Genomic DNA, 20,896 nt, shown 5'->3' with positions numbered 1-20,896 from the left:
CCCCGCGAGTGACGAGGGAGTGCGCCGCCACCAAGGCGGGACCGGTGGTTACCGGTTGATCGACTGGATCTCCTGGACCTCGACGTCCTGCGTCCCGTCGAACGTTCCGTTCGGCAGGTCGCCGCCCGTGTTGCCCGAGCCCTCCCAGGTGATCTCCCAGGTGATGGACGCCTTGAGCTGGAACGGTTCGCCGCCCGTGGCGCGCTGGTAGGCGATGCCGCACGGCGGGTCCTGCTTCGACTTGCCCTTTGTGTACGGGGTGCCGATGCTGCCGTCGTCGTTGACCTTGCACTCGGCGGAGGCGGGGAAGGTCTTCGCGTCGGCGGTGCCGGGCTCCAGGTGGAGGCTGACCGGCTTGGCGGTGGTCTCCGCCCAGAGGTTGGTGCCGGGGAGCTCCGCGCGGACCTTGACGTCCTCGAACTTGCCCTTGTCCAGCCAGATCCAGGTCGGCAGGTTCACCGTCGACTTGGCCTCGGGCTTCAGCTCGACCTCGGTGTCCGGGACCTTGATCTGGTCATACGCGTACGAGGCGAGCACCTCCGGCGTCGGAGCGTTCGCGATCTTCGGGATGGCTCCGGCGTCCTGCCAGAAGAGGTTCTGCTCGCAGTCGTACGCCGCCGGATCGTCCTCCATGTCCGGGTTGACGACGCCCCGCCAGAACTTGCCCTTCTTGCCGATGTTGAAGTTCTTGTAGCCCTCGGCCCCGTCGGACTGGGTCTCACCCTTCTCGTAGTGATTGACCATCAGCTCCTCGCCCCAGCTGAGCGACGGCGTGACCGGGACCAGGTTCTCGTTGGGGGTCTTCTTCAGCTGGTCCGTCGCGGCCTTGACCTCTTCGGACGTCGCCACGGGCTCGTACCAGCAGGCCGGGGGCTTCCAGTTCGGGTCCACCGGGACGACTGGCTTGTTGGACGAGCCGCCCTTGCCACCGCTGACCTGGCTGACCTCGATGCTGGTCTGGCTCGCACCGGCCATGAGGGTGTTGCCCTTCGCGCCACCGGACGGTCCCTGGTTCTGGTTTCCCTTGTCCCCGATGGCGTACGCCGTGGACGACAGGGCGACGGTCAGCGCCCCGGCAACGAGGAACGCGCCGGCCTTCGTGGTTGCTCGCATCACTTGCATCCGCCCGGAATCGTCTCCAGTGAGGAGGTCTGCCACACGCCCTGTGCGGACTTGGTGAGCCTGGTCCGGTACTGCAGTACCGAGTCGGGGCTGTCGGGAGTCGTCGTGACCTTCTTGGTCTTGCGGTTCTTCGTCGACGCCTTGCGCTCGTCCACGCAGTAGAACAGGATGCCCGCGCCGTTGTCGGCGACGTGCACCTTGGCGTCGTACGCCTTGATCCCGCCGATCAGGCTGTCGTCCGTCGAGACGAAGCTCTTGATCCACTTGCGGGCGGTGGTGAGGGAAGCGCCCGAGTCGTAGAAGCTCACGGCCTTCGACTCCGGGTTCGCGTCGATGATCGCCGCGTACTTGGCCCGGAGTTCCTCCCGGCCGTCGTCCAGGATCGCCTGCAGCTTCGGGTCGCTGTTCCTCCAGCCCGCGAACTCCGCCTTGAACTCCGAAGGCAGCTTGATCTCCGGCCGCTTGACCCCGTCGGGCTTGGTGGTCGGCGAAGCCGAGGCCTTGCCGCCGCCGCCCGCGCCCTCGATCTTGTCCGAGGAGTCGTCGCCGCCCCCCGATCCACACGCGGTCAACAGCAGGGCCGCGGACGCGGTCAGCGCGGCCGCCATGAGACGGATGGGGCGGTTCACTCTGGACTCCTGGTATGTGGGGGACGGTATGTGGGGGACGTAAGCGAACCCACGCTATCTGTGGAGCCCTTGAATACGAACATGGGCCCCGTCCCGGTACGAAACCGGGACGGGGCCCACATCGAACTGCTACAGCCGGAGGCGCACTCAGAAGCGGCGCGTGATCAGCGCCCGCTTCACTTCCTGGATCGCCTTCGTGACCTCGATGCCTCGGGGGCACGCGTCCGTGCAGTTGAAGGTGGTCCGGCAGCGCCAGACGCCGTCCTTGTCGTTGAGGATCTCCAGGCGCTGCTCGCCCGCCTCGTCACGCGAATCGAAGATGAAACGGTGCGCGTTGACGATCGCGGCCGGGCCGAAGTACTGGCCGTCGTTCCAGAACACCGGGCACGAGGACGTGCACGCCGCGCACAGGATGCACTTCGTCGTGTCGTCGAACCGCTCGCGGTCCTCCGGCGACTGCAGACGCTCGCGCGTCGGCTCGTTGCCCTTCGTGACCAGGAACGGCATGACGTCGCGGTACGCCTGGAAGAACGGGTCCATGTCGACGACCAGGTCCTTCAGGACCGTCAGACCCTTGATCGGCTCGACCGTGATCGGCTTCTCGGGGTTGATGTCCTTGATCAGCGTCTTGCAGGCCAGGCGGTTGCGGCCGTTGATGCGCATGGCGTCGGAGCCGCAGATGCCGTGGGCGCAGGAGCGACGGAACGTCAGGGTTCCGTCCATGTCCCACTTGATCTTGTGGAGACCGTCGAGGACGCGCTCCTTGGGGTCGATCTCCAGCTGGAAGTCTTCCCACGTCGCCTCGGCCGAGACCTCCGGGTTGAAGCGGCGGACGCGGAACGTGACCGTGATGTACGGGGAGTCGGCGAAGCCCGCCTCGGGCTTCGCGTCTTCCTTGTCGAGGGTCGGGGTAGCCATCAGTACTTACGCTCCATCGGCTGGTAGCGGGTCTGGACGACCGGCTTGTAGTCGAGACGGATCGAGTCCGTGCCGTCGTCGCCGACCTCGCGGTACGCCATGGTGTGGCGCATGAAGTTGACGTCGTCGCGGTTCGGGTAGTCCTCGCGGTAGTGACCGCCGCGGGACTCCTTGCGGGCCAGGGCCGAAGTCGCCATGACCTCGGCCAGGTCGAGCAGGTTGCCCAGCTCGATGGCCTCCAGGAGGTCGGTGTTGAAGCGCCGGCCCTTGTCCTGGATCGAGACGTTGAGGTAGCGCTCGCGGAGCTCCGCGATCTTCTCCACCGCCGTCTTGATCGTCTGCTCCGTACGGAACACCATGACGTTGGCGTCCATGGTCTCCTGCAGCTCCTTGCGGAGCTCGGCGACCCGCTCGGTGCCCGTGGCGTCACGCAGGCGCTCGACCTGGGCGACGACCAGCTCCTCGGGGTTCTCCGGGAGCTCGACGAAGTCGTTCTTCGCCGAGTACTCCGCCGCGGCGATACCCGCGCGACGGCCGAAGACGTTGATGTCCAGGAGCGAGTTGGTGCCGAGGCGGTTGGCGCCGTGGACCGATACGCAGGCCACCTCGCCCGCCGCGTACAGACCCGGAACGACCGTGGTGTTGTCCGCGAGGACCTCGCCCTCGACGTTCGTCGGGATGCCGCCCATGGCGTAGTGCGCGGTCGGCTGGATCGGGATCGGGTCCGTGTAGGGCTCGATGCCGAGGTAGGTGCGAGCGAACTCCGTGATGTCGGGAAGCTTCGCGTCCAGCTGCTCCGGCGGGAGGTGCGTCAGGTCGAGGTAGACGTGGTCGCCCTCGGGGCCGCAGCCGCGGCCCTCGCGGATCTCCGTGTAGATGGAGCGGGAGACGACGTCGCGGGACGCGAGGTCCTTCATGACCGGCGCGTACTTCTCCATGAAGCGCTCGCCGTCCTTGTTGCGGAGGATGCCGCCCTCACCACGGGCGCCCTCCGTAAGAAGGATGCCCATGCGCCAGATGCCGGTCGGGTGGAACTGGAAGAACTCCATGTCCTCCAGCGGCAGACCGCGGCGGTAGCAGGCCGCCTGGCCGTCACCCGTCAGCGTGTGCGCGTTCGACGTCACCTTGAAGAACTTGCCGGTGCCGCCGGAGGCGTAGACGACCGCCTTCGCCTGGAAGATGTGGATCTCGCCGGTCGCCAGCTCGTAGGCGACGACGCCGGCGCTCTTCTTGACCCCGTCGACCTCGACGATGAGCTGGTCGAGGACGTAGAACTCGTTGAAGAACTCCACGCCCTCCTTGATGCAGTTCTGGTACAGCGTCTGGAGGATCATGTGGCCGGTGCGGTCGCCCGAGTAGCAGGCACGGCGGACCGGGGCCTCGCCGTGGTTGCGGGAGTGACCGCCGAAACGGCGCTGGTCGATCTCACCCTTGGGCGTACGGCCGAACGGCAGGCCCATCTTCTCCAGGTCGAGGACCGCGTCGATGGCCTCCTTCGCCAGGATCTCGGCGGCGTCCTGGTCGACCAGGTAGTCGCCGCCCTTGATCGTGTCGAAGGTGTGCCACTCCCAGTTGTCCTCCTCCACGTTGGCGAGCGCGGCGGCCATGCCGCCCTGCGCCGCGCCCGTGTGGGAGCGGGTGGGGTAGAGCTTCGTCAGGACCGCGGTGCGGCTGCGCTTCGTCGCCTCGATGGCCGCGCGCATGCCCGCGCCGCCGGCGCCGACGATGACAGTGTCGTACTTGTGAATCTTCACTGGATTCGCCTCGGCTTTAGCGGATGTTCGGGTCGAAGGTGAAGATCACCAGCGTGCCCAGAAGGATGGTGAACACCGTGGCGGTGTACAGCAGGCCCTTGAGCCACAGGCGCGTGTTGGCGCGCTCCGCGTAGTCGTTGATGACCGTGCGCAGGCCGTTGGCCCCGTGCAGCATCGCGAGCCACAGCATCAGCAGGTCCCAGACCTGCCAGAACGGGGACGCCCAGCGACCGGCGACGAAGGCGAAGCCGATCTTGCTCACGCCGCCGTCGAGCACCAGCTGGATCAGCAGGTGGCCGAGGACCAGGACGACCAGGACGACACCGGACAGGCGCATGAAGAGCCATGCGGCCATCTCGAAGTTGCCGCGAGTCGCGCGCGGGGTCTTGGAGGTGCGCTTGCGCGGGGCCTCGATGAAGGGGGCCGGGTTGTCGACGTCGTAGAGCGAGCCGCCCTCGACGGGGCCCACTCCGGACTTCTCAAGCGTGGTGTCAGACATGTCTGGCGTCAGCTCCCGAAGACTTCGCGGACGGCGTGGCCGAGGACCGGGTAGAGCGCCCCCACCATCAGGACGACCCAGATGCCGACGACGGTCCAGAGCATCTGCTTCTGGTAGCGCGGGCCCTTCGACCAGAAGTCGACGGCGATGACACGCAGGCCGTTGAGCGCGTGGAAGAGGATGGCGGCGACCAGGCCGTACTCGAGGAGTGCGACGAGGGGCGTCTTGTAGGTGCTGACGACATCGTCGTACGCCTCGGGGGAGACGCGGACGAGAGCGGTGTCCAGCACATGCACGAACAGGAAGAAGAAGATGAGGACGCCGGTGACTCGGTGAGCCACCCAGGACCACATTCCTTCCCGGCCGCGGTACAGCGTTCCAGCCGGCACGGCAGAACCCTCCGGGAGCGGGGATTGGGGCCAGCCGGCTTGGGTGGTCGGACGGGCCCGGCCGGGTACGGTCCACCGGCCGCTCGTCATCGTATCGACGAGTTGTCGGTTCGCTCGCGCGGGGTAGCCAGGTGTGATCAAACAGGCAATCAAACAGGCACGTACGGGCTATTCAGGTCGTGTACGAGTCGGGTGAGTCGTCCGCGGGCGAGCTTGCGGAGTTCCTCGGCGGCGAGGGCGCGCTCCTCCTCCGGATCGTTGCCGAGGCGTGACCGGATTCCGGCGAGCAGATGGTCCAGGGCCTCGCTCTGGGCGACGCCGTCGAGACAGATCACGAAGGCGTGGCCGAAGCGGCTTTCGTACGCTGCGTGCGCGGCGCTCAGTGCGGTGTTCGCGGCGGAGTAGGTGCCCCCGCGGGTGCCCTGGTGGGGGACGCGCGGTTCGAGAGGTTCGCAGGCCAGGGCCTCGGCGAGGTCCGCGGGCGGCAGGTCGTACGCCGCCTCGTCGGACGCGGCGAGCAGGGCGTCCAGGTCCGGGTACGGGCGGTGCGCGACCAGGCGGTGGGCCCAGGTGCGGCTGCCGCAGCAGCTGAGGAACGCGGCCTCGGCTGTCGCCGGCTCTGCGCTGTTCAGCTGCTCTGGGGCTCGGGGCGGGCTGTGCTGGCTGTGCGGGGGCAGCGGGGGCTCCTGGGCAGGGGGCATCTATGAGGCAGGGGATGTGGGGATGTGTCGTAACGCTAGTCAGGTGTGGTGAGGGCTGTCCGACGGACGCGTGAATTTCACCCGGATGGGAGAGTTTCGCTTCGCGTGGTGGACGGTAGGGACGCGGGCCCCGTTTTAGCGTGGGGGGCATGACTGGTGCCTGTGCTGCGCTTGCTGTCCGGTGGGGGGCTTTCTGTGCCGCCGCTTCGCGGCGGATTTCTCCCGTCCGCCCGCCCGTATCGCCGGGTAGCCGGGGGCTTGGGTTTGTCCGTCCCGGCAGGGGGTCGCTGTGATCCGGCGGCCCCTCGTCCTCGCCGCCGGGATCGTCGCCGCCGGAGGTGTCGCCCTCACCGTCGCCGTCTGGCCCGACGGCGGGGACGGCGCGCCCTCGTCCAGTTCGTCGCCGCCCACCGACAGCAAGTCCGCCGTCTCGCCCACCCCCTCCCCCTCGCCCACGAAGTCGTACCCCCTCTCCAAGACCCCCGCCACCATCCCCGCCGTACGCGAGCACACGGCGGCGCGCGGGCCGGGGTGGAAGCCCGCGCCCGGCGGCCGGGTGGTCGTCGGCGACGAGGACCTCGCGGACGAGGGCAAGCTGCTCGCGGGCGAGCTGAAGCTGGCGTACGCGGGGGAGGGCGAGCCCCGCAAGGGTGACGTGGAGCTGGCGCTCGACCCTGAATCCGACGGCGGGGACGAGTCCGAGTCATACACCCTCTCCGTGAAGGGGCAGCGGGTGAAGATCACCGCGCCCGCCGAAGCCGGCGTCTTCTACGGGACGCGCACCCTGAAGCAGGAGGTGCGGGGGGACCGGACCGCGCCCGAGGGAGTCGTGCGCGACCGGCCCGCCAAGCCGCAGCGCGGTTTCATGATCGACATCGCGCGCAAGCACTTCAGCGCGGAGTGGATCGAGGACCGGATCCGCGAGCTGGGCGACCTCAAGTACAACCAGATCGGCATCCACTTCTCCGACGACCAGGCGTTCCGTATCGAGTCGGACTCGCATCCCGAGATCGTCTCCCCCGACCACCTCACCAAGGCGCAGGTCCGCCGCATCCTCAAGCTGGCGGCGTCCCGGCACATCACCGTCGTACCGGAGATCGACTCGCCCGGACACCTCGGCGCGGTCATCAAGGCACACCCCTCGCTCCAGCTCCGTGACACGCGCGGTGTCGCATCGCGCGGCGCGGTGGACATCTCCAAGCCGCAGGCGGCGGAGATCGTCGACGATCTGCTGGAGGAGTACGCGGATCTCTTCCCCGGCCGCTACTGGCACCTCGGCGCCGACGAGTACCGCGCCCTCATGGTCGACAACCCGGAGGCCTCCTATCCGCAGCTGGCCGCCGCGGCCCGCGAGAAGTACGGGGCAGGCGCCAAGGTCCAGGACCTGGCCACCGGCTGGCTCAACGACCGGGCCGACACCATGCGCCCGTACGAACGCACCCTGAAGGCCTGGAACGACGGCTTCTTCCGCGGCGGCGTCGAGTCGGCCGCCGACGACCTGGAAGTCGCGTACTGGACCGGCAAGGAGATCGGCGCGCGCGAGCCCGTCGAATATCTGAAGGCGGGCCGGAAGGTCGTCAACTACAACGACGAGTACCTCTACTACGTCCTCGGCCAGCCCAACCAATTCGTCTATCCGACAGGACAGCGGATCTACGAGCAGTGGACCCCGCGGGTCATCCGCGGGACGCAGCCGGTGAGCGCCGAGTACGACGCCCAGATCCTCGGCGGGACGTTCGCGGTCTGGTGCGACCTGGCCGGGTCGCAGACCCAGGAGCAGGTGGCGCGGGGCATCCGGATGCCGCTGCGGGCGACGGTCCAGAAGCTGTGGGACCCGCGAAAGCCTGCCCTGCCCTGGGGGAATTTCGTGAACCTGGCCGACCAGGTGGGATAGGCGCCGGTGGCCGCCCGGCAGCCGGTCGGGACGATTCGCGCGACGCTGCCCCTGAGATCCGTTTTCTGCTTTTTGGTGGCGAACTTGCTTACGTCTGTGGTGTATTCGGCCAAAGCCAATACAGCCGCCGAGCGCAGTTGAGCAGAGTCGAGCACATGGGGGATGCGGGCATGGGGTACTGGGGTTACTACGTCGTGGGCAGGAGCGAGCGTCCGCTAGGGGAGCTCGCGGCGGTGGCCGGAGTGCGGGACGACATCAGCCTTCTCGTGCGACGGGACGACGACTGGCAGGTGTGGGAGGTGCCGGGCGGCGACGGCACGCGTGACGTCGGCAGCATGAACACCCTCGCCCTGGAGACGGGCTCGCCCGCGCTCTTCGGATACGTCATGGACAGCGACTGCGTGGTCGTCGAGGCGGCCGCCCCCGAGAGCGGGGCATGGACCACCTGCCTGGCCCGTGAGGCGATGGCGGGCTACCTCGGCGACGACGGCCTCAGCCTCGACGACTACTTCCTGGAGCCGCGCGACGCGGCGGACCGGGCGGTGGCGTGGGCGGCGGAGTCGGGCAGGTCGGTGGCCCCGGCGGCGCTCCTGGACGTCCTGAACGCGGCCGCGGAGCCGTCGGCGGAGCAGTTGTTCTTCCGGTTCCTGGATCGGTTGGGGGTTGTGCCGCAGTAGCCGGAGCGGCGGTTGCGGCGGTTGCGGTGGTTCGCCCTACCGACCAGAGGTGCTGCTGGGTTCGGGTCGCCCCCAGGTGGTTGAGCTCGTCAGCATTCGAGTTACGGACCAACTCCTCGGGTACCCCAAGCTCTGGGGACGGTTCTCGGGATATGCGGGGCCGCGTATGCGATTCGAGGCGGATCTGCGTCGTGAGTGCTATCGCTAAAGGGCGCCCCGGATGTCCGGTGGTGAAGGTGGTCTGGCGGCTATCAACGCTGGCGGCACGGTGCTCAGAGGAGTTGGACCGGAAAGCCATGACGGAGGATTGGGAAACCGCAAAGCGCAGGTATCCGATCGGATCCACAGTGACCGGCAAGGTTGACAGGGTGGCCGGCTTCGGTGTCTTTCTCGCTGTCGAGGGATTGTCACGGTACGGAGCGGTGGTCGACGTGGTCGGGCTGCGCACGGATGCCGAGGGATCGGCCGTGTGGCCGGAACCGGGTGAATCCGTTACCGGAGTCGTGGTGGACCACATGGAGCACAACCAGAAGATCAAGCTCGCTCTGAGCTGATCACGACCAGGGCGGCGGCCCGTCGCGCAGCTGTGACGGGCCGCCGCCGATGCCGGAGTTCGGTCAGTGATTCGGTAAGTCAGGGGTGGTCGTGGGTGTCTCGGAGGAGGCCTACGGCTTGGTGTAGTACTTCTTGCGGTCGGCGCAGCCCTTGTGGACGGCCTTGACGATGTTGCCGCCTGAGCTCTCGAAGACGGCCTGGTGCTTTCCGTGCTTCCAGTCGCTCCAGTTGCCGGGGGCGGGAGTCGTGGACGGTGGGGGCAGACAGGCGCCGAGAGCCGAGGAGATGCGGGGGCACGCGCGGGAGTTCGTGGCTCGGGTGACCGTGCGGAATCGGCTGCCGCTTGATTTCTCCGTCACGAGCCTTCGGGTTGTCGACTTCCTCGTTGAAGGGCTGCGCAAGGGTGGGCGTGAGCGCCGTCGTGATGACGTGTCCTGGGTGCTCTTTGGGCTTGGTTCCTACGTGGGCGAGGTGCTGGTGCGTCGTGCCGGTGCCGTCTGGGGGGAAGCGGTGCTGTTGCGTGTTGTGGTGGGGCTTGATGCCCCTGCGGCTGCGAAAGTTCTCGGCAAGCGGCCCGCCGCGGTGCGTGCGGCGGCCCACCGGGGGTTGCGGCGTCTTGCCCGGCAGCTGGGGGACTGTGAGGCGGAGCCTGTTGCTTCTCCCAGGCGGCTTCTGGCAGGGAGCAGGTATGCCATGCGGCGGGAGAGACGCGTGGCGTGTTGAGGAGGGGGAGGGGGAGGGGTGACTGACGGGTTCGACGTGCGGTTGCGGGACTCGGCCCGGCGGGGGATTCGGGACCGGCTCCTGCTCGTCGTATGGAGTCTGGGCGTCCTGCCCGTGGTGCTTGTTCTGGTCAGCTTTGCTCTTGGCTTCGGGGCGCGCGCGTTGTTCAACGGGCTGGGCATCGGGCTCATGTACGTCGTGCTGTACGGCGGGCAGGCGTGGAAGAACCCCGGGCGGGTGCGGGCCCTGCTGGATGAGGGTGAGGGGGAAGAGCTGGTGAGTGCCTTTCCGGTCGGGCTGCCCGACCAGGCCCTCCTCTCCAGGTTGCTGGGTGGCAGCGGCGGCTTTCTCGTCGTCAGCAATCGGCGGGTGTTGGTCTTCTCCCGCAATCGGATCACGGATGTCGCTACAGAGCTTCTCTGGTCTGCGCCGCGACGAGATTGTTCCGCTGAACTCAGGTCAGATGGGAGTGCGTTGACCATCACCGGCGGTGGGGAGAGTCGGACGTGGCGACTTGGCCCCGGCGCCCGGCGCAGGGCTGCCGTCGAGCGGTTCGTCGTCGCGATCAACAGGGGGTGGTGGTGAACCCGCCGGTGGCATCCGGTGCTGCGTCGGTGCGGAGTGCGGTGATGAATGCCGTCCAGGCGGGGGACGCGAAGACGACCGCCGGGCCGGTGGGGTTCTTGCTGTCGCGGACGGGGATGTGGGCGTTCGTGGGGCAGGCTGTGTCGTCTACTTCGAGGCAGTCGCCGCTGTCGCCGCCGCTGTACGTGGACTTGCGCCAACTTGCGTATGTTGACGGGGCGGTGACCTCCAGGCATTCGCCGCTCTCGCCGCCGCTGTACGTGGACTTGCGCCAGGAAGGCAGAACCGAGGCGTTCGGGATGCTGTTCTCACTGCGCTTCATGCTCGTAATCCTCCGCGACGGACCTGATGAGGTCCAGGGACTTGCCGTGCGACAACGCGTCGCCCAGCGCGTGATCGTAGACCTCCTGGCACTCGCGCACCATCGACGGGAGTTCCCATACCCGGCCTGTCTTCAAGCCCTCTACATACGCGATGGGCGGCAGGTCCTCGAACCACATCAGTGAGACGACGCCCTCCAGCAAGGCGTGTGCCCCTGCCTCGTAGGGAAGCACGTGCACCCGGATGCGGCGGCTTTCGCCCAACCTCAGGATGTGACGGAGCTGTTCGCACATCACTGCCGGGCCCCCGATGGGGCGGCGCAGCACTGCCTCGTCGAGCATCGACCACACCACGGGTGTATCGAATTCTTCGAGGATGCGGGCCCGTTCCAAGCGTGTGACGAGGAGCTTGTCACGTTTCTCGTCGCTCTTGGGTGGGTGCCCGGAGCTGAGGACCTCGCATGCGTACGCCTTGGTCTGGAGTAGGCCGGGCACCAGCTTGGGCGCGTAGACGCGGATCTTCGTTGCCTGCCCCTCAAACTCCAGCGCCTCCGCGAAATGCTCCGCCACCCTCCGCCCATCCAGCGTCGGCAGGAACCGTACGAAGAAGCCGCTCGTGCCCAGCACTTGGTCCAGCCGCCGCGCGTCCTCCGCGTCCGGTCTGCGGCGCCCGGCCTCGATGTGGGCGATGTGCGTGCGGGACATCACCGCGCGCTGGCTCAGTTCCTCCTGGGTGAGGCCGGCCGCCTCGCGGAGGCGTCTCAGTTCCTCGCCGTACTTCGTACGCGCTTCCGGGTTGTCCTCGATCGCCACGGCCAACTCCCCTTTGTGCGGGTTCCGTTGTCACGTTGAGCTATCTCCCCAGCGTGCGGGCGTCTACCCCAGCCTGTGACTGGAACAGCACACAGAGTGAGAGGTGGCGTGGCCGTGGGTGAGGTCGGAGAGGTGATGCGTGGTGGGGAGTCGGAGGGGCCCGGCATCACGTTGCGCGTGTCTCGGGACGGTGGGCGGACCTGGGGGCCGCGTGTCGTCTATTACCCGGTGCGGGACGCGGAGGCGCTGTCGCCGCTCTCCCTCAGTTCGCGGTTTCCTGCCTGTGCCTGTCCTCGGTGCGGACAAGTGAAGTGACCGTACGTGTGCGGGAGTTCATGTAGCGTGACGATCGCTGACTCTTCTTCCTCGTGTGCCCCCATGGCATACGAGGCGGCCCCCGTCCCCGGCTGCAACCGGTACGACGAGGGCCTTCATCACCAGTGGCCTCTCGACTAAGGACACCACCAGAAATGCTTCGTCATGTTAGCCCGCCTGCCCGTTTCTTCTCGCAGGTCCCCAACGAAATCCTCCGGCATCCCCGGCTCTCCTCCGACGCCGTCCGGCTTCTCACCTGGCAGTTGTCCCTTCCTGCCGACGCCGCCGAATCGTTGTCCAAGACCGCCGCGCGCGCCGGTATCGGCAAGGTCGCCTTTCTGCGGGCCAAGCGGCAGTTGAAGGACGAGGGGTACGTCCATGAGTGGCGCGAGCAAGGGGAGCGGGGGCGATGGCGTACCCGGCAGCTCGTGTCGAATGTGCCGCTCGGGAGGGATGAGGCCAGGCGGCTGCTGGGGGAGTCCTCGCAGGTCGCGCCGAGTGACGCCGAACCGGCCGTCGGTCCGCCGACCGGTCGGGACGTCGGCCGTCTTCCCAGCAATCCCCCCGGCGTAAACACCCTCCCACCGGCCCCGGAGGTCGCGGCCGAGGGGCTTCGTGTCGTCGGCGAGCTGCACCGGCTCGATCCCCGGCTGCGCGTCCCGCGCGGGATGCTGCCCGAGCTGGCCGCCCTTGCCGCCGAGTGGCTGGCTCTCGGGCATACGGCTGATGGCGTGTGGGAGGGGATTCGGCGGCAGTTGCCTGGTTTGGGGGAGGTTGTTCGGCGGCCCGGCGGGCTTGTTCGGTATGCGTTGCGGGAGGTCCCGCCGCTTGAGGCGCCGGTGGCCGGGCCTCGTGTCCCGCTGATGGTGGAGTGCGCGGGCCGCCATACCCAGCCGCGGCTCTTCCGGCCCATGGCGGGGGAGGCGCTGTGCGGTGACTGCCGGGTAGACGGGGCCGCCGATGGAGTGCGCGGCTCCGTCGCCATGCGGGGTGCGGCCGTCGTGCGGGCGGCTCTGCGGGGCGCGGATGTGACGTTCCAGGGGGTCCGCACGCAGTAGAGGACGTACAGAGTCCGCAATGGGAGGCGTACGACATGGGCGGCCCGAGTCTGGTCGAGCTGATTGCCGAGGCCGACGAGAGGGGTCTGGCGGCGAGCGGTCTCGCCTGCCTTGACCGGTGTGTGCCGCTTCTCGGCGGTGGCGATGACGTGCTGCGGCCCCTGTGGGGCAGCCTCGCGGAAGGCGGGGCTTGGGACGGTGCTCTGGCTGAGGCTCGGGCCGAGCTGGCGGCGGCAGCCGGCTCCGGCGAGGAGGCCGTCACCGGCGACGAGGCCGTCACCCTTGCTCAGCGCATGCTCGGTGCGGTGCCCGCCGCGCGGTCTGCGGGTGAGCTGCGGGAGTGGGCCGATGCCTGTTCCGTTGCCGCGCTGCAGATCCATCGGCTGCTGGATACCGCGCCGGACGGCGGTGGCGGCTCGCAGCGGCCGTCGGTGACGGCGCGGCGCGAAGGTCGTACCGAGGGGATGTCGCCCCTCGTCGCCGCTGAGTTGCGGCGGCAGGTGCGGATTCTTGAGTTGCTGGCCAATCAGGGGGCCGGGGCGGGTGGGCTGCGTCAGGCTCTGGATGTTTCTACTGAGGGGCGGCGGGTGCTGCGGGCCGTGGTCTCCCGTAGGGAGCGGGGGCGGGGGTAGGCCCCCCGGCCCCCGTCGAGGATTTTCGTCTGCGGGCCGTCGTGGCTGGTCGCGCAGTTCCCCGCGCCCCTACGGGGCGCCCCCCCCCGGAGGCAGCCCCCCCCGGAAGCGCGCCCCGCCCCCCCCCGGCGCGCTACTTCGCCCCGAACACCGCCGCCAGCGGCTGCTTCTTCTTGAAGACCGTCGACGGTGCCGTCACATGTTCGCCGCCGATGTAGAAGCGGTCGCCCGCGAACAGCATGCGGCGCTCCGTCGTGAACCTCGCCTCCATCTCCCACGTCTCGGACGGGTTCTGCTGGAGCTTCGTCTTCTTGTACGTCGTCGGGTCCAGCGACCAGATCGCGCCGCCCGCCTCGTCGACGACGCTCGCCTCCTGGTACGCGATGACCTTGCCGTCGTCCGCGACGCCGATCGGGGTCAGCGGACCCTCCTCGACGCCCTCCGCCTTGCCCTTCTGCTTGCCGGTCTTCAGGTCGAGGGCGACCAGGTCGTTCTCTGCGCCGGACGAGGGGCTCGAAGGCTCCGACGTACCGAGGAAGAGCGTGTCCTTGGTGACGGCGATCTGCTGGCAGCCCGTGACCTCGGTGGACGGACAGTCAAGCTTGTACTTGCCGTACTTGCCGCCCACCGTGCTGATCGTGCTCAGCAGCTTGCCCTGGGCCCCGCTGTCGTCGATCGTCAGGAACTCCGAGGCACCGGACGAGCCCTTCTTCGCGTCGCCGCCGTCGGCGCCCACGACCAGGGGGTCGGTGGACACGACGTGGGCGTACTCCGTGCCTGCCGGGAGCTTGTACGTCGACTTCGGCGCCTTCGTCGCGGGGTCGACCGTCTGGAGCGACAGCTGGGGGCTGTCGACCTCGCCGCAGTCGCGCAGCGCGATCAGCTTGTCGTCGCTGCCCGCGTAGCCCTCCACCGGGCACTTGTCGTCGGACGGCTTCCAGAGCGGCTCGCCGCTCACCTTCCAGCCCGCGTCGGTCATGGAGCCCGCCGCCGCGACCGTGCCGCCGCCGATGGTGACCTCGTCGAACATCTGGGCCGAGCCGTACTCGTCGGTCGCCTGCTTCTGCCAGAGCAGCTTGCCCTTGTTCAGGTCGACCAGGCCGACCTCCGTACAGACGGAGGGGTCCTTCTTGTCGTTCTGGAACAGGACGGCGACGAGCCCCTCCTTGGTGGGCTTCGGCGAGGACCAGCACATCTCGCCGCCGAGCGGCACCGTCCACTCGGGCTTTCCGCCGGCCAGCGGATAGCCGACTATCTTCTTGAGGTCGGCCTTCACGAAATTCTTGTCGGTCGTCCACATTCCCATGGCGCCGACCATGTCCTTCACCTTCGCCATCGGCACCTGGTTCAGCAACTTCGCCTCGACGGCGGCCGATTCGGACCCGCCGTCGCCGGTTCCGCTCCCGCCCGAACCGTCGTCGCTCTCGCCGCAGCCGCTGAGCAGGAGCGCGGCCGCGAGTAACGAGCCGAGGGCTGCCGCCTTGCGTGACATCTGAATCTCCTTGAGGGCATGGGTAGTCGGCCCACGGGTCGGCATCCGCCGACCCGCCGGCCAAGTCAATTCGCTTGGATTGGTGATCCTTCCTTTTGGGTAGGGGAATTTCAACTCGGAATTCCTTATCTCTGTTTCAGTTGAAATGATCCCCGGGACATTTCACGGAATGGGAAATGTGGAACGGGCCGACGGCCACTACTTGACCAGCGTCGACTTCACCTTCGCGACCTGCGCGGAGAGCAGGTCCGACGGCAGCTTCGCCTGCTGCGGGTCGGTGAGGTGGAGGGTGAGGAAGAGCGTCACGGTGTTCTCGACGCGGACCGCCGTCATGTGCATGGGGACCTCGGAGCCCTGCGCGGCGCCCGTCATCTCCCAGGAGACCGACTCGTCGCCGCCCGCCGCGACTTGCTCGCTCTTCACGGACTTGTACGCGACGGTGGCACCGCCGTTGTTGCCGCTGGTCGAGAAGCCGCCCGCGCAGGCCGGGACCGCCTTGCGGAGGTCCGCGAGGGTCTTCTGGGCACCGTCACCCTCGTACGAGAAGACGCTCGTCGTCACCGCGAGACCGGGCGATGCGGTGGAGCCGTAGGAGCGGCTGGCCCACGCGGCGGCCTTCGGGGTGCGGTTCGTGCCGGAGGCGGTCGCGTCGGCGAGGGCGCGGCACTGGGGCTTGTCGGACTTGGGCGTGACGTTCGTGTCGGCGTTGTCCTGGGCGCTGTATCCCTTGGCCTCGGCCTTGGTGACGAGGGCCTTCTTCAGCTGGTCGGCGGCGGCGGGGGCGGGCGCTTCCGTCGGCTCGGCGTTCGGTGAGGCCGTCGCCTCGTTGCCGCTGCCCTTTCCGCTGTCCTTGCTGTCGTCGCCGTCCGATGAGTCGGAGCAGCCGGTGAGCGCGAGGAGTGCGGTGGCGGTCGCGGCGGTGAGGGCCGAGGCGCGGCGGCGGGTGCGTCTGTGGTTCACAGGTGAGGTGCCCTTACGTGTGATGAGGCGCGCCGCCGTGAAGTTCCCTGGGCGGCGCTGGAGTTCGAGTTCGTACGTACGTCCTAGCGGGCGGGGGGCCGGAAGCGTCACTGTCCGTGTCTGTGCTCCCGGCCCGCGGTCGACAGCACGCGTTCCCGAGCGAGAAGGTTCGCGGGCTCTGCTTCGACGGGCGGCCCGGGGTCGTGCGGCCGGAGTTCCCGATGCGATGGGCGCCGGAGGGGATTGGCCGAGGCTCGATGGCGTCAGTAGGGGGCCATCACCAATTCGCCGATGACCCGCTGCCCGACCTGCGCGGCCAGCTAGGGAGCCCGTTCTGCCTCCACCTGCTTGACGTGCACGAAGACCGAGTGGTCGGCCGCGGGCTCCGTCAGGTCCAGATCGCGGACGTTCACACACAGCGTCACGAACGCGCCCCTGGTGCCGCCCACATCCAGTCCCACCTCGGGGGCCGCCGGCCAGCCGGAGAAGTCCCAGCGCAGCGTGGCAGGGAAGCCGCCCACCGCGGTCAGGAAGGGCCGCACGATGTCCGGCGGCATGGCCCAGCTCTGGAACCGGACCGGGAAGTGCGGTTGTGGGGTGACTTCGCCTTCCGGCGGGATGTCACCTTCTTCCGAGGTCCACCAATCCGCTGTGGGGCAGACCGCCAGCAGTGGTCTGATGGCCTGCACCGAGGGGGCTCGCGCGTCCAAGTCGACCTCCAATTCGTGCGTGTCGGCCATGTCGAGCAGCCGGTCGACGACGCGCAGCCCTTCCGTGAGATCGGCAGTCCGGAAGACGGGTTGCGCGTAGGAGTTGGACATGGCGAGCAGTGTGCTGGTGCGTGTCCATGGCCCGCCAACTGATTTCGCCTGGGTGAGATCGTGGGTGAGATCGTGGGTGAGATGTGGCGCCGGAAGCGTTGATGGCGTGGGGAGGCGGTCCGGTAGCGAACGCCGAACGCCGAACGCCGTGCCGCCCCCCTCAACAAAAGGGAGCAGCACGGCGCGTAGCGGTATTGCTGCCGTTACGGCGTCAGCGTCTGGCCCAAGTGAGCCCCCGCCGGCGTACCCAGCAACGTACGGCCGTAGTAGACGGCACCCGACGTCGAGACGCCCGAACTGCCGCTGTCCAGTTGGAGGATCGTGCCGTCGCCCGCGTCCTCGCCGTCCACGCCGATCGCCAGGTCGGCGCGGCCGTAGCCCGAGAGGTCGGAGAGGACCACCGACGCGCCCAGGCGGTCCGCCGACTCCGTCGAGCCCGTGATGCCCGCCGTGTCCTGGGAGAAGGCCAGTGCGCCCGTGCCCGTCAGGCCCGTCGACGTGCCCTTCAGGAGCAGGGACGTACCGGCGTCCTTGCGGGACGTGCCGTCGCGCGTGATGTCCTCGTTCGGGGCGCCCGCCAGGACGTCCGCGTAACCGTCCAGGTTGTAGTCGCCCGCCGAGACCGACCAGCCCATCGCGTCGCCCGATTCAGCGGCGCCGGGGACTCCGGACGTGTCCTGGTGGACCGTCTTCATGCCGGTGGTGGTGAAGCCGGTGGAGGTGCCGGGGACCACCGTCACCTGGCCGCCCGCGAACGCTCCCGACTCCGCCGTGTACGGCTGGCCGATGACCAGGTCGTCGTAGCCGTTGCCGTTCACGTCGCCCACCGCCAGCGAGCGGCCGCCCTTGACCGAGAGCGAACCGACCCTGCTCAGGCCCGACTTGGTGCCCTTGAACCACTGGACCTTGCCGAGTCCCGCCTGGTCGCGGTAGGTCAGGGCCACGTCCGCGTAGCCGTCACGGTTGAAGTCGCCGGACGCCGCGTCGGCGTAGGAGATGGCCGTGTCGCCGGACGTCAGCGTGCCGCCCACCTCGCTGCCCGCCGCGAAGCGCGCCGCCCACGTGCCGCCCGTGCCCGTGGACGCCGAGAAGACGTCCGCCTTGCCGTCCGCGTTGAAGTCGGCGACCGCCACCGCGGAGCCGAACTTGGCGCCCGGGTAGTGGAAGTCGTCCGCCAGCTGCATGTCCGTGCCGGAGGTGAAGGCGGGGCCGTAGAGAATCGTTACCGCGCCGCGGTCCGCGTTGGTGGCGTCGTCCTCGCCGGGGGCGCCGATCGCGAGATCCGCGTAGCCGTCGCCGTTGATGTCGCCCCAGGCGGTCGCCGCCGCCCAGTTGTCGCCCGCCTCGGAGGCGCCGGGGACGCCGGGGCTCGACTGGGTGAGGGTCTTCTTCGACGCGCCTGCCGGGCCGTCCAGGCCGCCGGGGATCACCGTGAGGGTGCCTACGCCGCCCGATGCCTTCGGGGTGCCGGCCACCAGGTCCGTGATGCCGTCACGGTTGAAGTCGGCCGTGGGGATCGCGGAGTTCTTGCCCGCGCTGCCCGCGTAGCGGCGGATCTCGCCGAGCTTCGAGTACAGGTTCTTGCCCGGGCACGCCGTCGCGAAGCCGTCCCGGTGGCCCGAGATCGTGTTCAGCGACGGGGTGTCGCCCTTCTTCCAGACGCCCGTGTCGTCGCCCGCCGTCATCGTGACCTTGGCCAGCGGGTCACCGCCGTACTGGCCGAGCTTCCACGCCGCGACGCGGGAGACGGACTCCAGGGCGGCGCGGGTCGGCTTGCCCGCCTTCTTGTACGTCGTACCGGGGGCCGGGTTCTCGTTGCCCTCGAAGTCGCCGAGGACCGCGATGCCCGCCGACTCCGCGTTGAAGCCGTACGTGTGCGCGCCCTTCACCGGCAGGTCCGTGCCGCCGCCGCGGCCCTCGAAGACCTGGCCGCACTTGTCCACGAGGAAGTTGTAGCCGAGGTCGTTCCAGCCCTCGGTCTTCACGTGGTACGTCATGATGCCGCGGACCAGCGACGCCGACTGGGCGCAGCTGTAGTCGTTCGTGCCGACCGTGTGGTGGACGAAGACCGCCTTGACCTTCTCGATGTACTCCGGCGGGTCCTCGACCAGGGACTCGTCCGCGCCCCAGGCCGCGCGGCCGATCATCGGCGGCTTGGTGACCGTCGACGGCGGCGCGGGCGGCTTCGTCGGCTCGGGGTCCGGGGACTCGGAGGTGGACGGGGCCGGGGACGTGGGCGGCTCGGTGCCGGGCTCGGAAGTGGTGGGGGAGGGCGCCTCGGTCGTGGGCGCCTGAGTGGGTGCCGGGGACGCGGGCTCGGTCGGCTCCGGAGTCGGCGTGGCCGTCTCGTCGACCACGGGAGCGGCGAACGCCGCCGGGGCCATCGCCGAGCCGTCGAGCGCCGGGTTGGCCGCCTCCTTGGACGTCACACCCGGGTCGACCAGGTTGACCTCTAGTCCGGTCGGAAGCGCCGCACTGGAGGAGCCGTCGACCACGCGGACCTCGACGCCGTCCGACGGGCCGACCCAGAGCGGCTCGGAGGCGGCGCGCATGCCCGCCTCGGCCTTCTCCGGCAGATGCAGCTCCAGGTCCAGGTTCTGCCAGCCGGTCCACTTGTCGTTCTCGACGGAGCGGGTACGGACCTGGGCCGTGCCCTCCAGCTCCTTCGTCGCGCCCGCCCACGAGACGCCGAGCAGCGAGAACTGCTCGGTCGACGTGCGCGGCAGCTCCCGCTCCTTCGCGCCGTCGGCCTTGAGCGCGATGTCGTGCACGCTCACCGGGCGCTTGCCCCGTGTGCCGTCGCCGCTCGGATTCGCCGAGGGACCCGCCATCGCGTACGTGACCGCCCCCGCGCCCCCCAGCACGACGGCACCGATCGTCAGCCATGCCCTGCGCTTGAGACTCAAAGGTCTGTACGCATGCGTGGTACGCGCTGATTCGCGCGGTTTGCGCGGGCTCAAATGCCCCACCCCTTAGCGGAATTGCAGGTTGACCAAAACGAGTGCGTACGACTGGCGGGATGGTCAAAGGGTTGTACGAGAAAAGGGGCGGATCGACGTGACGTATCCCGCATTCAAGACCTGTGACATTTGGCCCGAGCATTGCGCTGGGTCACGTGACAGCTGTGGACGAGAAGTGCGGGGAGTGTGGGTGGGGACCGTGGGTATTGGGGTGCGGAAGAGGCGGCAGTGGGCGCGGGCGGTGGCCTGCTGTCTGGTGCTGGGGGCGCTCACGTCCTGCGGGTCGGACGGCAAGATCTACGAGGGTCTGGTGAAGCAGACCCCCGCCGAGAAGCCGCGTCCCGCGGCCGAGGTGCGGGGCGAGCGGCTCTCCCTGGAAGCCGTGGAGCTGATGAAGAAGGCCGACTCCGTGCGGATCTCGGTCGAGATGACCAAGCCCGCGGGCCGCCAGAAGGTCTCGCTGCACATGGACCGCCGCAACAACTGCACGGGGACCTTCGACTCGGGACCCCAGCGCAAGGGCGAGCTGATCATGGTGGGCGGCGAGGAGATCTACGTACGGTTCGCGGACGAGGCGCTCGACGCGATCCGTGAGGCGGCCGTGGCGCGCGGCCCGGAGATCGCGGCGCGGGCCAGGGAGCGCACGGCGCTCGCGCGCGGCAAGTACATGAAGGTGCCGTCGGGCAGCGGCAGTTCGGCGCCGGGCACGGCAACTGCCGCGCAGACGTGCGACCTCGACAGGATGCTGGGCCAACTGAACGGTTCCGGCATGGAGATGAGCGGTACCCGTGCGCTGCCGGGCAGGAGCTGGCACGGTGATCGTGTGACCCCGCTGGCCGCGAAGGACGGCGGGCACGACATGACCGTCTACCTGGCGGCGGGCGACAAGCCGTACATCCTCGGCATGACGCAGCGGCGGGGCGACGAGCGGATGGAGATGCGGATGTCCGACTACGACAAGCCGGTCGTCGTGAGCGCGCCCGATCCGTCCCTGGTCGTCGACATCGAGGCGTTCGGCATGGGCGGCGGCTCCCTGTTCGAGGTCTGACCGGCTGCACAGAGGCGGTCCGAACCGCCTG

The 20,896-nt window shown here is 68.8% G+C and carries 21 protein-coding genes and 1 pseudogene; 8 read left to right on the top strand and 14 right to left on the bottom strand.

Annotation, left to right across the window (positions count from 1 at the left end; genetic code table 11):
- Positions 1-48: 48 nt before the first annotated feature.
- The 7 genes from ACIBKX_RS11975 to ACIBKX_RS11945 form a co-directional block, all read right to left on the bottom strand.
- Positions 49-1,113 (bottom strand): hypothetical protein, encoded by a 1,065-nt coding sequence (locus ACIBKX_RS11975; RefSeq protein ID WP_363276528.1) that lies wholly within the window; start codon positions 1,111-1,113, stop codon positions 49-51.
- Positions 1,113-1,751 carry a hypothetical protein gene (locus tag ACIBKX_RS11970; protein WP_363276529.1) on the bottom strand — a complete coding sequence of 213 codons (639 nt, stop codon included), beginning with the start codon at positions 1,749-1,751 and terminating at the stop codon, positions 1,113-1,115. The genes ACIBKX_RS11975 and ACIBKX_RS11970 overlap by 1 nt, the downstream gene beginning before the upstream one ends.
- A gap of 147 nt (positions 1,752-1,898) precedes the next feature.
- Positions 1,899-2,669, bottom strand: a complete 771-nt coding sequence (locus ACIBKX_RS11965) for a succinate dehydrogenase iron-sulfur subunit (protein ID WP_363276530.1) — start codon at positions 2,667-2,669, stop codon at positions 1,899-1,901.
- Positions 2,669-4,423 carry a succinate dehydrogenase flavoprotein subunit gene (gene sdhA, locus ACIBKX_RS11960; protein WP_363276531.1) on the bottom strand — a complete coding sequence of 585 codons (1,755 nt, stop codon included), beginning with the start codon at positions 4,421-4,423 and terminating at the stop codon, positions 2,669-2,671. Before sdhA ends, ACIBKX_RS11965 begins: the two co-directional genes overlap by 1 nt.
- A 16-nt stretch (positions 4,424-4,439) precedes the next feature.
- Positions 4,440-4,922 carry a succinate dehydrogenase hydrophobic membrane anchor subunit gene (locus ACIBKX_RS11955; RefSeq protein ID WP_363276532.1) on the bottom strand — a complete coding sequence of 161 codons (483 nt, stop codon included), beginning with the start codon at positions 4,920-4,922 and terminating at the stop codon, positions 4,440-4,442.
- A gap of 8 nt (positions 4,923-4,930) precedes the next feature.
- Positions 4,931-5,311 carry a succinate dehydrogenase, cytochrome b556 subunit gene (gene sdhC / locus ACIBKX_RS11950; protein ID WP_076684883.1) on the bottom strand — a complete coding sequence of 127 codons (381 nt, stop codon included), beginning with the start codon at positions 5,309-5,311 and terminating at the stop codon, positions 4,931-4,933.
- A 149-nt stretch (positions 5,312-5,460) separates the two neighbouring features.
- Positions 5,461-6,012 carry a 2-oxo-4-hydroxy-4-carboxy-5-ureidoimidazoline decarboxylase gene (locus ACIBKX_RS11945; protein WP_363276533.1) on the bottom strand — a complete coding sequence of 184 codons (552 nt, stop codon included), beginning with the start codon at positions 6,010-6,012 and terminating at the stop codon, positions 5,461-5,463.
- 292 nt (positions 6,013-6,304) lie between these two features.
- On the opposite strand from ACIBKX_RS11945, the gene ACIBKX_RS11940 reads away from it, so the two are divergent.
- The 3 genes from ACIBKX_RS11940 to ACIBKX_RS11930 all read left to right on the top strand — a co-directional run bounded on the left by ACIBKX_RS11940 (position 6,305) and on the right by ACIBKX_RS11930 (position 9,137).
- Positions 6,305-7,906 (top strand): glycoside hydrolase family 20 protein, encoded by a 1,602-nt coding sequence (locus ACIBKX_RS11940; RefSeq protein ID WP_363276570.1) that lies wholly within the window; start codon positions 6,305-6,307, stop codon positions 7,904-7,906.
- A gap of 170 nt (positions 7,907-8,076) precedes the next feature.
- A complete protein-coding gene (locus ACIBKX_RS11935) occupies positions 8,077-8,583 on the top strand; it encodes a hypothetical protein (RefSeq protein ID WP_363276571.1) in 507 nt (168 codons plus the stop codon).
- A gap of 227 nt (positions 8,584-8,810) precedes the next feature.
- The gene (locus ACIBKX_RS11930; protein ID WP_363276534.1) at positions 8,811-9,137 is read left to right on the top strand and encodes a hypothetical protein; all 327 of its coding nucleotides are present in this window, start codon (positions 8,811-8,813) and stop codon (positions 9,135-9,137) included.
- A gap of 111 nt (positions 9,138-9,248) precedes the next feature.
- Here ACIBKX_RS11930 and ACIBKX_RS11925 read toward each other — a convergent pair whose 3' ends face one another.
- Positions 9,249-9,497: a hypothetical protein gene (locus ACIBKX_RS11925; protein ID WP_363276535.1), complete on the bottom strand. Its 249-nt coding sequence runs from the start codon at positions 9,495-9,497 to the stop codon at positions 9,249-9,251.
- Positions 9,498-9,639: 142 nt separating this feature from the next.
- On the opposite strand from ACIBKX_RS11925, the pseudogene ACIBKX_RS11920 reads away from it, so the two are divergent.
- Positions 9,640-9,861: pseudogene (locus ACIBKX_RS11920) on the top strand (hypothetical protein); the annotation flags it as partial.
- A gap of 18 nt (positions 9,862-9,879) precedes the next feature.
- A complete protein-coding gene (locus ACIBKX_RS11915; protein WP_363276536.1) occupies positions 9,880-10,446 on the top strand; it encodes a hypothetical protein in 567 nt (188 codons plus the stop codon).
- Here the strand turns inward: ACIBKX_RS11915 and ACIBKX_RS11910 are convergent.
- Together ACIBKX_RS11910 and ACIBKX_RS11905 are read right to left on the bottom strand one after the other, a co-directional pair.
- Positions 10,427-10,768, bottom strand: a complete 342-nt coding sequence (locus ACIBKX_RS11910) for a DUF397 domain-containing protein (RefSeq protein ID WP_363276537.1) — start codon at positions 10,766-10,768, stop codon at positions 10,427-10,429. The two genes, ACIBKX_RS11915 and ACIBKX_RS11910, sit on opposite strands and share 20 nt — an antisense overlap.
- Positions 10,755-11,579 (bottom strand): helix-turn-helix transcriptional regulator, encoded by an 825-nt coding sequence (locus tag ACIBKX_RS11905; RefSeq protein ID WP_363276538.1) that lies wholly within the window; start codon positions 11,577-11,579, stop codon positions 10,755-10,757. The genes ACIBKX_RS11910 and ACIBKX_RS11905 overlap by 14 nt, the downstream gene beginning before the upstream one ends.
- Before the next feature lie 470 nt (positions 11,580-12,049).
- On the opposite strand from ACIBKX_RS11905, the gene ACIBKX_RS11900 reads away from it, so the two are divergent.
- Together ACIBKX_RS11900 and ACIBKX_RS11895 are read left to right on the top strand one after the other, a co-directional pair.
- Positions 12,050-12,952, top strand: a complete 903-nt coding sequence (locus tag ACIBKX_RS11900; protein WP_363276539.1) for a hypothetical protein — start codon at positions 12,050-12,052, stop codon at positions 12,950-12,952.
- A gap of 35 nt (positions 12,953-12,987) precedes the next feature.
- Positions 12,988-13,584 (top strand): hypothetical protein, encoded by a 597-nt coding sequence (locus ACIBKX_RS11895; protein ID WP_363276540.1) that lies wholly within the window; start codon positions 12,988-12,990, stop codon positions 13,582-13,584.
- A 133-nt stretch (positions 13,585-13,717) separates the two neighbouring features.
- Here the strand turns inward: ACIBKX_RS11895 and ACIBKX_RS11890 are convergent, their stop codons facing one another.
- The 4 genes from ACIBKX_RS11890 to ACIBKX_RS11875 form a co-directional block, all read right to left on the bottom strand.
- Positions 13,718-15,076, bottom strand: coding sequence for a hypothetical protein (locus ACIBKX_RS11890; protein WP_363276541.1), 1,359 nt, complete (start codon positions 15,074-15,076; stop codon positions 13,718-13,720).
- Positions 15,077-15,274: 198 nt separating this feature from the next.
- Positions 15,275-16,036 (bottom strand): hypothetical protein, encoded by a 762-nt coding sequence (locus ACIBKX_RS11885; protein WP_363276542.1) that lies wholly within the window; start codon positions 16,034-16,036, stop codon positions 15,275-15,277.
- A 320-nt stretch (positions 16,037-16,356) separates the two neighbouring features.
- Positions 16,357-16,857 (bottom strand): hypothetical protein, encoded by a 501-nt coding sequence (locus tag ACIBKX_RS11880; protein WP_363276543.1) that lies wholly within the window; start codon positions 16,855-16,857, stop codon positions 16,357-16,359.
- Between the two features lie 203 nt (positions 16,858-17,060).
- On the bottom strand, positions 17,061-19,763 hold the full coding sequence (locus tag ACIBKX_RS11875) for an FG-GAP-like repeat-containing protein (protein WP_363276544.1): 2,703 nt from the start codon (positions 19,761-19,763) through the stop codon (positions 17,061-17,063).
- Positions 19,764-20,007: 244 nt separating this feature from the next.
- On the opposite strand from ACIBKX_RS11875, the gene ACIBKX_RS11870 reads away from it, so the two are divergent.
- Positions 20,008-20,865 carry a hypothetical protein gene (locus ACIBKX_RS11870; protein ID WP_363276545.1) on the top strand — a complete coding sequence of 286 codons (858 nt, stop codon included), beginning with the start codon at positions 20,008-20,010 and terminating at the stop codon, positions 20,863-20,865.
- Positions 20,866-20,896 lie beyond the last annotated feature (31 nt).

This window comes from Streptomyces sp. NPDC050658 (assembly GCF_044457025.1).
GTDB lineage: Bacteria > Actinomycetota > Actinomycetes > Streptomycetales > Streptomycetaceae > Streptomyces.
Note: the sequence above shows the minus strand (reverse complement) of the source record. Positions and strands in the feature narration are given on the sequence as shown.

Coding starts and splice junctions, on each gene's coding strand:
- ACIBKX_RS11975 (WP_363276528.1), bottom strand. CDS start 1,113: ATGCGAGCAACCACGAAGGCCGGCGCGTTCCTCGTTGCCGGGGCGCTG.
- ACIBKX_RS11965 (WP_363276530.1), bottom strand. CDS start 2,669: ATGGCTACCCCGACCCTCGACAAGGAAGACGCGAAGCCCGAGGCGGGC.
- ACIBKX_RS11955 (WP_363276532.1), bottom strand. CDS start 4,922: ATGTCTGACACCACGCTTGAGAAGTCCGGAGTGGGCCCCGTCGAGGGC.
- ACIBKX_RS11945 (WP_363276533.1), bottom strand. CDS start 6,012: ATGCCCCCTGCCCAGGAGCCCCCGCTGCCCCCGCACAGCCAGCACAGC.
- ACIBKX_RS11935 (WP_363276571.1), top strand. CDS start 8,077: ATGGGGTACTGGGGTTACTACGTCGTGGGCAGGAGCGAGCGTCCGCTA.
- ACIBKX_RS11910 (WP_363276537.1), bottom strand. CDS start 10,768: ATGAAGCGCAGTGAGAACAGCATCCCGAACGCCTCGGTTCTGCCTTCC.
- ACIBKX_RS11900 (WP_363276539.1), top strand. CDS start 12,050: ATGCTTCGTCATGTTAGCCCGCCTGCCCGTTTCTTCTCGCAGGTCCCC.
- ACIBKX_RS11895 (WP_363276540.1), top strand. CDS start 12,988: ATGGGCGGCCCGAGTCTGGTCGAGCTGATTGCCGAGGCCGACGAGAGG.
- ACIBKX_RS11890 (WP_363276541.1), bottom strand. CDS start 15,076: ATGTCACGCAAGGCGGCAGCCCTCGGCTCGTTACTCGCGGCCGCGCTC.
- ACIBKX_RS11880 (WP_363276543.1), bottom strand. CDS start 16,857: ATGTCCAACTCCTACGCGCAACCCGTCTTCCGGACTGCCGATCTCACG.